The sequence below is a fragment of the Coxiella-like endosymbiont genome, from assembly GCF_024730665.1.
GTDB lineage: Bacteria > Pseudomonadota > Gammaproteobacteria > Coxiellales > Coxiellaceae > Coxiella.
The window spans coordinates 809906-826272 of the sequence record NZ_CP084737.1; the positions used below are offsets into that span (position 1 = coordinate 809906).

The following is a 16367-nucleotide window of genomic DNA, read 5'->3' on the forward strand; positions in this document are numbered from 1 at the left end:
CTCGAAGATCTTTATTTTGTTTCATGAGATTTTGGATGAATTGATTTATAGCTTTGCAATGCCACTTTGATAATCAAAAAATTTAACTAAGATGACACTACCTTTAGAATTACTTATGATAGGCGAAACTGAATCATTAAGCAATTTTTATCGTGTTGTGCAATCGCCTTTCGTATACATTGTTCTCGCCGCTTATTTGCGTCTACTTTTGTAGAGTTCGGGAAGATTCCATTAACACTTTTTAATTATTAATTAGGTAATTATGAATAATTTTATGAATTTCTTTTATTTTTTTATGTTGAAAAATTAGAGAGTTATAGGGTAATTTGTTAGTGTCGAGTTTTGTAGAGCCACCCTATGTTCTTTTGATTAGTTGGTGAGTGTCATTGCTTCTCGAATTTTCTGCATAGCATTTTTTTCGAGTTGGCGAATGCGCTCAGCAGAAATGTCGTATTTCCCCGCCAATTCATGGAGTGTTAGTTTTTTTTCATTTAACCAGCGCTGATATAAAATATCTTGACTTCGTTTATCCAGTGTTTGAATAGCGTTATGCAAAAGTTGCTCTTGATCGTACGACCAATCACTTTGTTCTAGTTGCAAAGCGGGATTGTAGCGTTTATCTTGGAGATAATGAACTGGTGCCGCTACGCAGCCAATATGACCTCCTCCGTCGCTATCATCGTCACTGCCATCAAAGGCCTCATCATAACTGTTTAGCCTTTCTTCCATTTGGCGCACGTCTTTTGTATTCACATTTAATGTTTCAGCAAGCGTTTGAGCTTCCTGTTCACTAAACCAGCCGCGTTTTTTTGTATGCTTTCGTAAATTGAAAAAAGCTTACGTTGCGCTTTGGTAGTGGCAACTTTAACGATACGCCAATTGCGGAGAATAAATTCATGAATTTCTGCTCGAATCCAATGTACAGCAAAAGAAACCAAGCGAACACCTACTTTTGGATCGAAACGTTTTACTGCCTTCATAAGGCCAATATTGCCCTCTTGAATAAGGTCGGCTTGAGGGAGCCCATAACCTGAGTAACCGCGCGCGATCCGCACCACAAACCGGAGATGAGAAAGCACCAACTTTCTAGCTGATTCTAAGTCATTGTTTTTTTTAAACTTGATGGCTAACTCTTGTTCTTCCTCTACGCTTAGCATAGGGATGCGATTAACCCAGCTAATGTAGCTGCCCAAACTTCCAACAGAAAGAGATCTTTCCTCAACGCATGTTAGCTGATTCATGTTTTCACTCAATTTTCGAATAGGCTATCGATCAGGAACAGTAATTTTAACATCGTTTTGAGTTAAGTGCTATGGGCTAATCTGAATCCCAAACATGAGTCTGACACGTTTTATTTGTCAGATTTTTTATTATTCAATCTTCCTAAATCATCTTGAGTTTTTTTGTTTCGATGCACCACCCGGTTGTATATCTACTTTCTACTTACGATATTGATTATCGTTCTGATGATGTTCTATAATAACTTTATGTAATGGCTAATTTCCCACTGATATCATAAAAAACAAAGAACATTTAAAGCAAATTAAGATGATCTAATAAGAAGGGAGCGTTTGTGGTATTGTTTTTCCGGTTAGTGGGCTGGTTAGAGTAAGAGTAGCTGGCTGAGGATTAAGAATTATAACGAAGCAAAGTCTGATTAAAGTCCGAAAAGTGATTTATGTGTTGCCGTTGGATTCTCTTGCATGGAGCTTTACAACTTGATTACTAAAAGTTTCTTTATCAAAAGTATTAAATCAAATCCGTTGGTACTTCATCTTTATAGTAAGTACAAGTGACTATAAAGCAGTGCTTTTTAAAAATGTTGAAAATTAGCACTACTATTAAAAGATAGGTTATACGCAGAAGTTATTTCAAAAATATTTGTGGGTTTCAGTTATGGTCATCAGGATGAAGATTGAGAAATTAAGTTGCTTCGCGGGGTTTGTTAAGACTTTGGTCAATCTGTGCAGTTTTGAATGATAACTCTCTACAAAAAAACAGAAGATGAACGTCTAATTTCGGTTGCTTGATTAATTATTGATGAGGGATAATCAAACGGTTTTTCGGTGAGAAAATTTCTCAAAAGTCGGTCATAGATTAATAAGAAATAAAGCTAGAAAGAATTAGTTTTACTGAATATACTGCATTTATGAAATGGTTTGTTATAAAATACTTATCTTCCTAATAAAATAATTTTAGTAAATAACAATTGCTTTTATGTTATCGAGCAGTTCATTGATAAACAGTTTTATTTGCCGATAAGTTGCTAACCACGGGTCATCTAAAGCTTAAAGATCGAGGAAAAATGGGAAAGAGCTCCAGAATATACAGCGAATTTATGTTAATTATACCGGAGATCCTCGATATAAAGGGGTTGGATGATGTTTAAGTGGCAATCACCAATTGGGGAGTTGCAGTTTCCCTACGTTCAGATTCGTTTATCAAACAAATAGTATTACTAATTATTAACGCCGATAAAAACAAAACGATGCATATACACTTAAATGCTCTTCTTCCAAAGAACAATGAAATAACGCCTGCTTCATCAACGCAAAGTCGGGTTGAGTGAATTAATATGAATAGCATTTATAGAATCTAAAAATACATGTTACAAATTGTCGGGATTGCTATTAGCAGGATATGCAACGATTATATCGAGTAAGTGGAATGTTAATGCGTTTTTATGGTGTCGTGAGTGCTTTTATTGCTTTGTTAGAAGTGTTGAATTTAAGTAAAGTAAGTTATAGATTGAGATAGTAGGCTGTACTTAGTGGTACCGTCCTAACATTTACTCAATACTTGAAAATTTTTCAAGAATAAGTAAAAACCTGCCGAAAACGTAATCAACGATGTCGGTTATGGTTACTGGCTGTATCAAACTAATCCCACAAAATCATGCACAAAAGCCGAACAAGGCACCCTCCTTTTAAAGTAGGAATAATGCGGTAATTTAAAGTCAATGAGAAATAAATCGTGCGTTTTAGTAAGAGGAGGAATAGCTCTCCTGGTTGGCTGTTGTAAACAGTCTCATAATGTCTCGTAATGATAATGCTGGGTTAAGATTTCGGTGGTCATCTACGTTAACGGTTCATTGGCGTGCGATACCAACTCGTTGGATCTCCGCTTCACAAAACAGAAAGATACAGATTCTTCTTTTACAGAAATCTGACTTTATCCAGATGGTTAATTACCTTGTGTTCATAATCCTGAGATAGCTAGTGGGGGAAGATATTATTGAAAAAAGTATACGATAATAGAAAAATTATGGGTTTTAAAAAATTATATCTAAACAATTTCAGTAAGGTCATTTTTCAAGTACAGGAGTAATCAATTAAAATGCTATTTTTTCCTTTTTTAATGTAAATGTAGTGCTATCCAGCATTTGGGTCACTAAGGTAATATTTTAAAATCGGTAAAACAAATCACGGGTTTTTATTTCCAATAGGACAGTGATAAATTCCTCAGCATCAAAAGTTATTAAATCATCAATTTGTTCACCAACACAGACAAATCGAATAGGTAATTGTATTTTTTTGCGATACCAAAAATAACCCCGCCTTTAGCGGTGCCATCTAATTTTGTAAGAGAAATACCGTTTAAACCAATATATTCATTAAATTGTTCTACTTGATTGATTGCATTTTGCCCAGTCCCTGCATCAATTATTAGTAAAGTTTCATGTGGTGCCTCAGGATTTACTTTCTTCATAACGTGTTTTATTTTTTTTAACTCTTCCATGAGATAAGATTTGGTATGAAGGCGACCTGCTGTATCTACAATTAAAATATCATAATTTCTTGCCATTGCTGCTTTCATTGCATCATAAATTACAGAGGCGCTATCCGCGCCAGGTTGCTGTGCGATAACCGGTACCTGATTGCGTTCACCCCAAGTTTGTAATTGCTCGATAGCTGCTGCTCGGAATGTATCTCCGGCAGCTAGCATGACACGTTTATTTTGTAATTGATAAAAATGAGCCAATTTGGCAACGGTGGTTGTTTTTCCAACACCGTTAACTCCTACTATTAAGATGACAAACGGCGATTGATTAATATTGAGTGGATATTGACAGGGTTCTAGGATAGCTAGCAGTTCCGTTCTTAAAGCACTCATTAAAGCAGTTGGATCGGAAAGAGATTTTCGAGCGACTTGATGTGATAATTTTTTAAGGATAGACTGACTTGCTTTCATACCTACATCGGCGGTTAAAAGAATCATTTCCAGTTTATCTAATAAGTCGACATCGATGGTTTTTTTACCAAGAATTAGATGGCTGAGGGCATCAGTGAGCCGATTTCGAGTTCGCTGCAAGCCCTTGTTGAGACGAAAAAACCATTTTTTTTTCAGTTTTGAAGATTTGACATCGTCTTCTGCAGACTGACACTTAGATTTTGAAAAACCAAACATAGAAATTCCTGTCAAAAATACAACGACCAACCTTATGATCTTATCCTAACATCGTATGATGGGATTGAGTAGTATTTATATCATGGTATACTATTTAATGGATTGGGGTACGGGAGATATGTCATTGAGTGGTACGTGCAGAGTAATGTAATTGCGGTGTTAGAACGCGAATACCTTACTGAAGACGATTATTCAACTATTACTTTTTATTACGTGAGTACTGATTACATACGTATTTAGATATCTAACTTCCTTATCATGAGATATCATGAAAGATTAGTAAGGCCGTTAATTGCTGTTGTTAGCTTAACACGTTCTCTTTTCTATGTTATGCCGTTAGTGTCGTTAGTGCATTCCTTGCTAACTGAAGGAAGGTACGCACGTAAGCTGGTTAAATTAAAATTGAGTTTGATTAGATAGACTCAATATGGTAGCAATGTGATGAGATGGTATGGCAGAATTTGCGTAACTTAATCAGAGTGATTTTTAAAATCTACAGTTTTAACTACACTGAATTTTTGATGGTCTCCATCTAATCGGGTAACATAGTTACCTTATAATAACTTATAATAAACAGTCAATCATAATCCTTTTTTAATAATTTTTGTTAAATATTAACCCTTATGGGCATTGACCTGAGAGAAGTTGTTAAATGCTGCGTGCCAGAAAAATGAAGTAAGTACGTTTCGACATGCTCTCTATATAGTAAAAAATTCAGAAGTTGTAATGCTGGGTTTTTAATCTGTGACCGAGAGCAGCAACTGCTGCTGAAGAGGCCGCGGGATTCTTGCTGGATGGGAAGGTAGTACCGCAATGATTAAGAACTAAAATATGGGACACTTCTTATTTTAGCCAAGTAAAAGATACTATCGTAATTGGATAGGTGGTTGGCATTACTCCTAATAATATCGATTATCTTTCTCTTATTGTGGGGAATTGAACATTAGGTCGTATTACCTCGATCTTCTCTATTTTTGAGCAGGTGAAAAATTAACTTAAGTTAGCTTATACACCTACAGTAGTTTTCCCACGAAAATGGCGCCCCTATTTTCCTTACAAAATCAGACTCGAAAGGAAGCATATGAAGCATTAGATCTGCTAAAATGGTCTGCATATTGTGCGGAGAAGTAGGATTGCTATTTATGTCTAAACGATTACGGGGAAAGTCCGTATCATCAGCGGAAAATGGCGTAGCCGAAATGTCATTTTTCCTGAGGTTCCTGACTTGCGCCCAACGGCTAGTCGTATTCGTGAAACCATCTTTAATTGGTTACTGACTTATATTGTAGGCGCAAATTGTTTGGACTTGTTTGCGGGTAGCGGTGCTTTAGGATTTGAGGCGTTGTCACGTGGTGCGGCTCATGTCACCTTTATTGATCGTTCCAATAAAGTCATCAATGCATTAAAAAAAATGCAGCTATTTTAGAGGCTACCAATGTCGAGTTTATTCATGCTGAATTCCCATCTGATGTCCCTTTATTAAAGAATATTCCTTTCGACATCATCTTCCTTGATCCCCCTTTTCGTCAAGGTCTTATTGGAAAAGTAGGAGAGTGGTTAGAAAGAATGCAGATAATGTCTGAGAAGGCTCTCATTTATATAGAAGTTGAGAAAGACTTGAAGTCTTTGTCTGTACCTGAAAATTGGAAATCTTATCGAGAAAAAGAAACAGGGAGTCTATCTTATAGCTTATTTTTACGCTATTTATCATAGTTCGTTATAGATTTGTTTCTGGATAAAAATAAAAATTTACAAATTTCATTACTTCCTTTTTAGGAGAGATATAAGACTTCATGATCATTCTTTAATAGCCCTACTAAACTCCTCAGAATAAATGCTCCATTGTTGTATTCTGATAAAAAAAGAAAATAGTACCTTACTAAAGAGTGCAATAAGTATCCAATTTACGGTTACTCGTTTTTAAGCACTAGATTCGGGCCTTAAAGAAAGAAAAAATTTCGACTTCATTTTTCAGAGAAAGGATCGTTAGATAATTGTCGTGAGAGGCGAACACTATTAGAGGAGAACGATTAGAACAATTTTTGTTTTTTACGCGGAGATGTAATGATTATATTATCAGCGCATAATAAGTTTTTACCACCTCTATTCGTAGTTTTTTCACGATTTTCAAAAAGCTGATTCAAAGAACATGCCTATTGAAGCACTTGATTAGCGATATTTTTGCAAACGTTGCCTTTTATGATCCTCGAATATTGTCGGACCTTATGTAAGTATAAAACTGGTTGAACTAGTTGATAATTAAAATTATTTAAAGCCCCTGGTGTTAAGGTCGTTCAGATTTTTATATGAGGAATGCGTGAATTACACTCCACGATATACCCATGATTCGCCCGCACATGATTGTAGTTTTTCTTTAATTAATATAAAGGATTTCAGCGTAAATTAACCATTAGGTAAATATTTTAGATGTGCACCCCCACCTTATTTCAGTTTTTCAACCCACAGTGACGGTAAAAATTTATGATTTTGATTGATTCTGAATCTCAGTATCAATTGTCCTGAACTGATTATGAATCAAGAAGTCAGAAAGCCAAACATAAAATTTAAAAGATTAACGAATTATTAGCTGCGTTAAACGTCCAAATTTTCGACAGCTAACGCATTTTGTTCGATAAAAATGCGGCGAGGCTCAACCTGATCGCCCATTAAAGTAGTAAAGATTTCATCGGTGATAACAGCGTCTTCAATGCTGACAGATAAAAGTCGACGACTTTCTGGATCCATGGTGGTCTCCCATAGCTGTTCGGGATTCATTTCACCTAAACCTTTATAACGCTGAATAACTAGCCCTTTTTTTCCTTCTGCAATTAACCAGTCCAAAGCTTCCCCAAAATTATTAATCACGCGGCGTTTATCATTACGTTTTATATATGCACCTTTTTCAATTAAACCAGAAATCTTTTTGTGTAATTCTATGAGATAACGATAATCGGCACAACCAAAGAAATCTTGATAGAAAGTATAACTATGTTTAATCCATTGATTGATGATGGTTACAACTGGAAGATATCGTTCACGTTCTTCATCTTTTTTAATGCTAATACGGTAACGTCTGCTATTTTCAGTTTTAAACTGGTTTAATCGTTCTTCAAGTTGTTTTGTCCATTCTCTTATCTTTTCTTCATTATTCAAATCCTCAGTGCTCAATGGCGTAATGTATAGTAGTTGTTCAAGCACTTCATTAGGGTATCGTTTACTTAATCGTTCGATACTTCGCATGGCTAAACGATAATGAGAAGCTAAATCTTCTAAAGCAGATCCGCTGATTGCCGATGCCTCTGGATTTGGATAAAGCTTTGCGTCTTCAAGTGCGATTTGTAGCAACCAAGCGTCTAAAGAGGCATCATCTTTCAAGTATTGTTCTTTTTTATTTTTTTCGACCTTGTATAAGGGAGGTTGTGCGATATAAATATGCCCGCGTTCAATTAATTCGGGCATTTGGCGATAAAAGAAGGTAAGTAAAAGGGTACGAATGTGTAAGCCGTCAACATCTGCATCAGTCATGATAATAATACGGTAGTAACGGAGTTTATCTGGATTGTATTCTTCTCGACCAATGCCACAGGCGAGAGCTGTAATTAAGGTACGTACTTCAGCTGAAGATAAAATTTTTTCGAATCTGGCTTTTTCAACGTTTAAGATTTTGCCTTTTAGCGGCAATATCGCTTGATAGCGACGATCGCGCCCTTGTTTAGCAGAACCACCGGCAGAATCACCCTCAACAAGGAATAATTCACAAAGCGCAGGATCTTTTTCTTGACAATCCGCAAGCTTTCCTGGAAGCCTTCCTAGATCAAGTATATTTTTTCGACGTGCTATATCCCGTACTTTTCGTGCTGCTTCCCTTGCATGGGCGGCATGGATAATTTTCGCTGCAATGAGTCTCGCTTGCTTAGGATTTTCTAGCAAATAGTCGCGCAATTTTTCAGAAACTGCGGCCTCTACAATAGGTTTTACTTCGGAAGAGACCAGTTTATCTTTCGTTTGTGACGAAAATTTTGGGTCAGGTACTTTAATAGAGATCACTGCCATTAAGCCTTCGCGTGTATCATCACCGCTGATGGACACTTTATTTTTTTAGCTAATCCTTCCTCTTCGATGTAATTGTTGAGTGTACGTGTCAGTGCAGCACGAAATCCTGCTAAGTGAGTGCCGCCATCATTTTGAGGAATGTTGTTAGTAAAACAAAAAATCGTCTCCTGGAAGCTATCGTTCCATTGCATTGCTACTTCGACGAAAATATTTTTACTTTCCATGGAAAAATGGAAAACATCTTGGTTGATAGGGGTTTTTTCTTATTTAAGTGCTGAACAAACGCTTTAATGCCACCTTCATATTTAAAAACGTCACTTTTTCCTGAGCGCTCATCCAGTAATTCAATTCGAACGCCCGAGTTTAAAAAGGAAAGCTCTCTTAAACGCTTAGCTAAGATGTCATAGTGGAACTCGATATCACTGAAAATTTCATTACTTGGTTTAAACCGAATTTCGGTCCCTGTTTTGTCCGATTTTCCTGTAACCACTAACGGTGCCTGAGGCACTCCTACTCTATAGGATTGCGAATAAATATTACCATTTTGACGGATGATTATACGGAGCTCTTCCGATAATGCATTGACGACTGAGATCCCAACACCATGTAAACCACCGGATACTTTATAGACATTTTTATCAAATTTCCCACCAGCGTGAAGGACCGTCATGATCACTTCCGCCGCAGATCGGTCTTCTTCGGGGTGGATACCAGAAGGAATGCCTCTCCCGTTATCTCGTACAGTCACGGAACCATCGATATGGATAATGACCAAAATATGTGTGCAAAAACCTGCGAGTGCTTCGTCGATGGAATTGTCAACGACTTCAAATACCATATGATGCAAACCGGAACCATCGTCCGTATCGCCAATATACATACCGGGGTGTTTGCGAACCGCATCGAGACCTTTGAGGACTTTAATAGTTGAGGAATCGTATTTTTGGGATGTGCTCACGCTTATTATCACTCCGTGTTAGAGATTCTCGGAAAATGGGTTATGGATCTAAGTTTCATTTGGGCGTTTTCATTATATCATAGTTAAATGCATTCACCAGGCCTTTTTGTGCTGCATATGTGTATAACTAATTGAATATGTTTTAAAATTAATTTTTAGCTTTTTAATATTTCAGATTCATCGAAATAAACTTCAACAACGTTGAAGGTGTTGGCGCATTCAACTTATTGAAATTGAACCATGTTGCACATGGAACATTAAGGTGTTGTGGGGCATTTCTAAGTCGAGGGGATTAATTCCTGTAATAAACACTTGTGATTCTAATTTTGTCAATAAATTGACGACACATTTGCGTTTATTAATATCTAGCTCTGCAGTTAAATCATCTATTAAATAAATAGGACTGACTAAAGTCTTTTCTTTAAGAAGAAGACCTTGCGTAATATGAAGAGCATAAGTAAATAATTTTTGTTGTCCCTGGGATAGAATATCTTGAGCGGGCAGAGTTCGGATAGAAAAGCGAAAATCAGCACGCTGTGGACCTATTTGAGTATAACCCCGTTGTAGATCTAGCTTTAAATGAGCAGAAAGGAGCTCGGCAATGGTTTTGCCTTCGCTCCAGCCGCGATAATAATACGGAATCAAAGCATATTCAGGTAAGAAATGTTGGAGAATTTCCTGAAAAATAGTGTTGAATTCTAATGTGATTTTTTTCCGTAGTTTGTCGATGTGTTCAGCATCTTGAGCTAATGCTTCATCCCAGTAAGTGATTTCCTTTAATGGTAATTGTGCTTTAAGTGCTGCATTACGTTGTTTTAAAATTCGCTGAATGCGTTTCCAGGCAGGAAAAAAGTGGATTCTACATGGAATAATATCCAGTCAAGAAATTGACGTCGAACCTTTGGTCCGTCTGATAAAAATTGATAGCCCATAGAGCTTAAAAGGCATAGTGGCAATCGCTTTGCCAGAAGTGACCAATTAGAAATCACCTCATAATCCATTTTTAAACGCCGATCTCCCCGCTTGCGGCATTCTACTCCGAGAGGAATGGACCACTGTTTGCCTTCATTAATCGTAAGAAAGACTGCAAAGCCATCAGTAGAATCTCGGATTAAACGTTGTGGTAAATGGGTACGAAATGAGCGCCCTACACCTAGATAATAAATCGCTTCAAGCAAACTGGTTTTTCCAGCTCCGTTTTGACCGAAGAAAATATTAAAGCGCGAAGCGAGAGTGATATCAACTGCAGCTAAATTTCGAAATTGATCGATTTTTATTGAAGTAATACGTGGCATTCCATTACAAACGCATTGGCATAACAACAAAGGCACTACCAGTTTGATTTTCTGCTTCTTGAATTAAGATACTACTGTCTGGGTTAGAAAAGGTCAATATTATATTGCCTGAAGAAATAGTATTTAAGATATCTAATATATAATTCACATTAAACCCTATATTCAAGTCTTCCTCAACATAATTAATTTTCACTTCCTCTTCTGCTGCTTCTTGTTCGGGATTAGTCGCCAGAATACGCAGTAAACCCTGTCGAAGTTCAAAGCGAACGCTTTTAAATTTTTCATTACAAAGAATAGCTGTTCTAATAAGTGCTTGTTTTAAAACATAATTATCAATAAGGATTTGCTTGTCACCGCCTTTTGGAATAACTTGCTCGCAATCTGGGAATCGGCCCTCAATGAGTTTTGAGGTGCAAATAAAATCTTCCGTAGAAACACAAATGTGATTATTCCCAATTCTAACTATTGCAGGAGTATCATTATCTTCAAGCAAGCGCAATAACTCAATTACACCCTTACGGGGTATAATAATTTGTAGGTGATGTTCAATGTTAGTTTCGATATCTAACACGTTAGCTGAAAGTCGGTGACCATCGGTAGCAATAGCACGTAATTGGGTGGGATAAGTTTCAAGTAACAAGCCATTTAAATAATAACGAACATCGTGTTGGGCCATAGCAAAAGCTGTTCGTTGTAATAAGCGACGGAATTGACGTTGAGAAATCATCAATTGCAAATGTATCTCTCGTCTTTCTAGACTCGGGAAATCTTCTGCTGGTAAAGTGGAGAGCGTAAATCTACTAAGCCCTGAACGAAGGATAATTTTTTCTTTATCACGATACAATTCGATTGGCGCATTTTCAGGAAGAGCGCGACAAATATCCATCAATTTGCGTCCTGGAAGGGTCAATTTGAGTAGGTCTGTTTCATTTTTATCTAGCTGTATTTGCCCGACCAGCTCTACTTCGAGATCAGTACCCGTAATTGAAAGCCGATTTTTTTCTATGGAAAGCAAAACATTTGAAAGAACCCGCAAAGTCTGCTTACGTTCCACGACACTGATGACTAATTGTAAGGGCCTCAATAACGTTTCACGGATCAGATTGAGTTTCATTGGTATTCCTTGATTTTAAGTCAATTCCAGTTTTAACCAGATAAAATACGCACTAGATTTTTATAATCTTTCAAAATATCGAGCGATGTGATAAGCACCTTGACTTTGCGGCAAGCATGCAGTACGGTGGTATGGTCTCTACCACCGAAGGCATCACCAATTTCAGGAAGACTATGATTGGTGAGCTCTTTAGACAGAGCCATGGCAATCTGGCGAGGTCGTGCGATCGAACGGTTGCGCCGTTTAGTTAATAAGTCAGATACTTTAATCTTATAATACTCAGCTACTATTTTTTGGATATTTTCAATAGTAACTAATCGTGCTTGAAGTGTGAGTAAGTCTTTCAGTGCATTTTTTGTAAACTCAACGGTTATCATCTGCCCCATAAAGTGAGCATTAGCAATCACCCGCTTTAGAGCACCTTCTAGCTCTCGTACATTAGATTGAATGTGTTTAGCAATAAAGAAAGCGACTTCGTGAGGAAGATGTACTTTGAGTTGATCTGCTTTTGCCATTAAAATGGCAACACGTGTCTCTAGCTCTGGCGGTTCAATAGCTACCGTCAGTCCCCAGCCAAAGCGAGATTGCAAACGCTCTTCTAGACCATTAATTTCTCTTGGGTAACGGTCACAAGTTAAAATAATCTGCTGTTGACCGTCTAATAACGCATTAAAGGTATGGAAAAACTCTTCTTGAGAGCGATCTTTGCCTGCAAAAAATTGAATATCATCGATGAGTAATGCATTGACGGATCGATAAAAAAGTTTAAATTCATTCATTGTATTATGTTGCAACGCTTTAATCATATCAGCTACAAAACGTTCAGAATGTAAATACAGGACTTTCATACCAGGGCTTTTTGTAAAATAGTATTGCCCACTGCATGTGTTAAATGAGTTTTTCCTAATCCTACTCCACCATAAATGAATAATGGATTGTAGGCTTGGCCTGGATTTTTTGCGACTTGAGTAGTCGCAGCGCGTGCTAACTGATTGGATTTCCCTTCTACAAATGTATCGAAGGTGAAGCTACTGTTTATATTGGTACGAGTATGTGTCACCACAGTTGCAGTAGTTGTTTTATCTACAATCGCGCCAGTCGTAATTTTATATTCAATTTCAGCGGATTTACTGCCTATTTGTAACTCTATTTTCGGCGGGATATCCGATAATTCATCTAATAGTTCCTTAATTCTAGTCAGAAATCGTTCATTAATCCAATCCAGTACAAATCGATTAGGTGCGAGGAGTAACAATAGTCTATTTTTCTTGGATTCAATGGCGTGCAGAGGACGAATCCACGTATTATATTGCTGCGGTGGAATTTCATCGCGCAAATAGACAAGACATTGATCCCATAGTGATATTGATGCTGACATAGGATTTGTTAAACATAAAAACTGATATTATAGGTTGCGGAAGGTATTGTAACTTGCTGTGGATAACTTATCCAGAGCCAAAAACTTTTGCAAATTGCAAATTTTATCGTTATTTATGATTATCAGGGATAATAGGATCTTCTGTATCAAACATCGTCTAAAAATTGATTTTCTAATTTACTCTTCTGTAATTTACTACAATGAATAACAGTAGAATTGTAGATAAATTACTTAGATAAAACAGCAAATTATATCAGGTTACAAAACAATTTTTAAAGGTAGGATGTATGCGTTTATATAGTGATGCTATTCAGAAAAGAATAATGATGCAGCATTTAATGGTTGATGAATAAAGTTTGTTTTATATTAATTTAATCGATTTAATATTTTTGTGTTTTATTAACATAGATGACAGAAAACGCCGATTCGTTATAAGCGAAATACGGGAATATTCTGATGAGTTGGTGAGGTCTACGCTACAATGGCATTCACTATTCCTTGCAATGGGCTGGAGGAGATCGGTTTTTGGTGATCAGTCAGATAAAATTAGAAAACTTCATAGTAAGGTGTTTTTGGTAAGGTTTTAAATATTCTAGATGTAACTTATAATCGATGAGGTGCATTTGGCAATGGAGTTTTCTTTTTTTGGTGAGATTGATCTTTTAGTTGATTGCATCTCTTAAGGTATTTCGATACAACAGAATAGATTGTGATCTTGATTCGTTTAAAAGCGGTGAGTGTTGATTTTGACACAAGATCCTTGATGTATTCTAGAAAGTATGTTTAGACAATTTTAGGTATTTACGAACAGCATGCATTACCTGAATATAAGCCTAAAAAAGATTAAAAAAGCAGTAAAAACAGCTGTACAAACGTTCAGATAAAATCCGAAACTAAATACCGCAAAAGTAATTACTTAATTCTTAATTAAAAGTGCAGGGAGCGAATATTGCTCCTATGCACTCATGGCGCGTATGAAAAGTATGATTAATCATAGACACCGTGCCCCTAGTTCTAAAATAAAGTAAAAAGATAGTGAAACTAATGCAGTATTTACACCCACGGCGGGTCCTCTACGCGGGACGTCCTTGTCAAAGTATCGCAGAGGCGTTGTTATTATTGAAATCGGCATCGAAAACGATGGCCAATCAGATTGGATAGCCAAATTACTCGAGGTGTTCTTTGGACCTATACTCAAAATCAGAAGATGAAAACAAATCCAGTACAGCCATCCGAATAGCCACACTATTATATGTTTGTTGAAGAATAACTGAATGCTTCCCATCAGCAACTTCTGAGGTTATTTCAACTTCGCGATTGATAGGGCCAGGGTGCATGACAATAACATCCGGTTTTGCTAAAGCTAATTTTTCATGAGTCAAACAAAACATCTGACGAAATGCAGTTAATTCTATTAAATTAGAATGGCGCTCTTTCTGCCAACGAAGGGCGATGATAACATCAGCATCAATGAGGCTTGAATCCAATTTATGAAATATTTGAATATTATGGTCATGAATTGTTTCCGGCAGTAATTGCGGAGGAGCTGCTAAGCGAATTTCAGAGGTTTTCATCGTTAATAGTCCATCAATCAATGAATTCGCAACGCGTGAATGATAAATATCGCCGATAATAGTGACACATAATTCATTCCAGCATGGTTTATGTTGTTTAATCGTCATTAAATCAATGAGACCCTGAGTAGGATGTTGGTGATTACCATCTCCTGCATTAATAACAACACCTGAGGATAAATGTTCTGCTAACCAGGCGGGTTTGTCATTTTCGAAGTGACGGATGATAAAAAAATTAGTACCCATTGCTTGTAAATTCTTAACAGTATCTAGAGTCGTTTCGCCTTTATTCAGAGCAGAGATTTTAAGATCGACGCTCTGGACAATAGCGCCGAGTCGTTTTGCGGCAATTTCAAAAGAGTTGCGTGTACGCGTGCTGGTTTCAAAAAATAAAGTGGCGACAATTTTTCCGTTTAAAATGTCAAAAATAGTATTGTTTTTAACAGTGCTATTTAAAAAATAATCAGCTCGTTGCAAAATAGTTTCAACATGATCACGAGTAAGCGATTTTATGCTTAATAAATGAGCAGGGAGTTTCCTAATCATTTTCGTTATCGTTCTCTTTCAGCCATTGTTCTAAAATGAGTTTTGCAGCGTAGCTGTCAACATGTTCAGGAAGCTTAACATTTTTTTCTCTTTTCGCTCACGCCATTGTCTTTTGGCTTCAAGTGTAGTCAATCTTTCATCCACTGTGTACACAGGTAGCTGAAAATGGGAGCGTAATTTACGGGCAAATTTCCGGGCTGCAAAGGTGAAAGACTGTTCCGACCCATCCATATTATAGGGAATACCGACCACTAACGCGCGTGCATCCCAGATTCGAATCAGTGCTTCGATTTTTTCCCAGTGAGGAATACCATCATGAACATCCAATATATCTAGTGGGTTAGCGGAACATGTCAACGTTTGTCCTACGGCAAGACCAATATGTTTCATCCCGAAATCGAATCCCAATGCAGTTAAAACTGGTTTAGGCATGCCCTATCTGATCTGAAAGGCGATTGATATCGATGCCGATAAGGGAGGCTGCTTTTTGCCAGCGCTTTTTTATGGGAGTCTCAAACAGAATAGAACGATCAAATGGCACGATAAGCCAATCATTATGTGCAATTTCTTTTTCTAATTGACCTGCTTCCCAACCAGAATAACCCAAAGTGATTAAAAAGTTATCAGGTCCTTTATTCTTGGCAATGTTTTCTAGCATGACCTTGGAAGCAGATACTGAAATTTCAAGACTCTCCTTAGCGAGATAGTTTTCATAAATAATAAAACCATGTTCCTGACCTATAGGACCTCCCATTAGTACCGGTTGATCAGAAATGTCAATGCGGTCACTTTCTATCTTCAAATGCTCTAAAACACTTCCTATGTTTACCTGGAGCGGTTTGTTAATAATGATTCCTAATGCTCCTTTAATATCGTGCTCCGAAAGGTAGATTACAGATTGCGCGAAAGTAAGATCATCTAATTGTGGCATTGCAACTAGGAAATGATTGGCAAAAATATTTGTTTTTATCATGAACTAAGTATGCGCGGATCTTTGCGGTGTCGCAACTATGGGAGGGTATTCAGTGTTAAAATAATTTGA

Annotated in this window: 2 protein-coding genes and 8 pseudogenes; 1 reads left to right on the plus strand and 9 read right to left on the minus strand. The window is 37.0% G+C overall.

The genetic code is table 11. The annotated features are described in order from the left end of the window. Nucleotides 1-369 precede the first annotated feature (369 nt). Both rpoH and ftsY read right to left on the minus strand, forming a co-directional pair. Nucleotides 370-1241 (minus strand): annotated as a pseudogene (rpoH, locus tag LG660_RS03485) (RNA polymerase sigma factor RpoH). A gap of 2162 nt (nucleotides 1242-3403) precedes the next feature. Then, nucleotides 3404-4407 (minus strand): annotated as a pseudogene (ftsY, locus tag LG660_RS03490) (signal recognition particle-docking protein FtsY). A gap of 1225 nt (nucleotides 4408-5632) precedes the next feature. On the opposite strand from ftsY, the pseudogene rsmD reads away from it, so the two are divergent. Next, nucleotides 5633-6120, plus strand: a pseudogene (gene rsmD / locus LG660_RS03495) (16S rRNA (guanine(966)-N(2))-methyltransferase RsmD). 879 nt (nucleotides 6121-6999) lie between these two features. Here the strand turns inward: rsmD and gyrB are convergent. The 7 genes and pseudogenes from gyrB to LG660_RS03535 all read right to left on the minus strand — a co-directional run bounded on the left by gyrB (nucleotide 7000) and on the right by LG660_RS03535 (nucleotide 16333). Further along, nucleotides 7000-9424 (minus strand): annotated as a pseudogene (gene gyrB / locus LG660_RS03500) (DNA topoisomerase (ATP-hydrolyzing) subunit B). A 213-nt stretch (nucleotides 9425-9637) separates the two neighbouring features. Then, nucleotides 9638-10713, minus strand: a pseudogene (gene recF / locus LG660_RS04340) (DNA replication/repair protein RecF). A 4-nt stretch (nucleotides 10714-10717) separates the two neighbouring features. After that, a complete protein-coding gene (gene dnaN / locus LG660_RS03515; protein WP_258267307.1) occupies nucleotides 10718-11827 on the minus strand; it encodes a DNA polymerase III subunit beta in 1110 nt (369 codons plus the stop codon). A gap of 32 nt (nucleotides 11828-11859) precedes the next feature. Next, nucleotides 11860-13205 (minus strand): annotated as a pseudogene (gene dnaA, locus LG660_RS03520) (chromosomal replication initiator protein DnaA). A 1166-nt stretch (nucleotides 13206-14371) separates the two neighbouring features. Beyond that, entirely contained in the window at nucleotides 14372-15322 is a 951-nt protein-coding gene (locus LG660_RS03525; RefSeq protein ID WP_309137059.1) for an aspartate carbamoyltransferase catalytic subunit, read from the minus strand. Then, nucleotides 15318-15757, minus strand: a pseudogene (gene ruvX / locus LG660_RS03530) (Holliday junction resolvase RuvX). Before ruvX ends, LG660_RS03525 begins: the two are co-directional and overlap by 5 nt. Continuing rightward, a pseudogene (locus tag LG660_RS03535) lies at nucleotides 15750-16333 on the minus strand (YqgE/AlgH family protein). The pseudogenes ruvX and LG660_RS03535 overlap by 8 nt, the downstream one beginning before the upstream one ends. Nucleotides 16334-16367: the final 34 nt, after the last annotated feature.

What these genes read in the sequence shown, in the direction of transcription:
- dnaN (WP_258267307.1), bottom strand. Translation starts at nt 11,827, where the DNA reads ATGAAACTCAATCTGATCCGTGAAACGTTATTGAGGCCCTTACAATTA.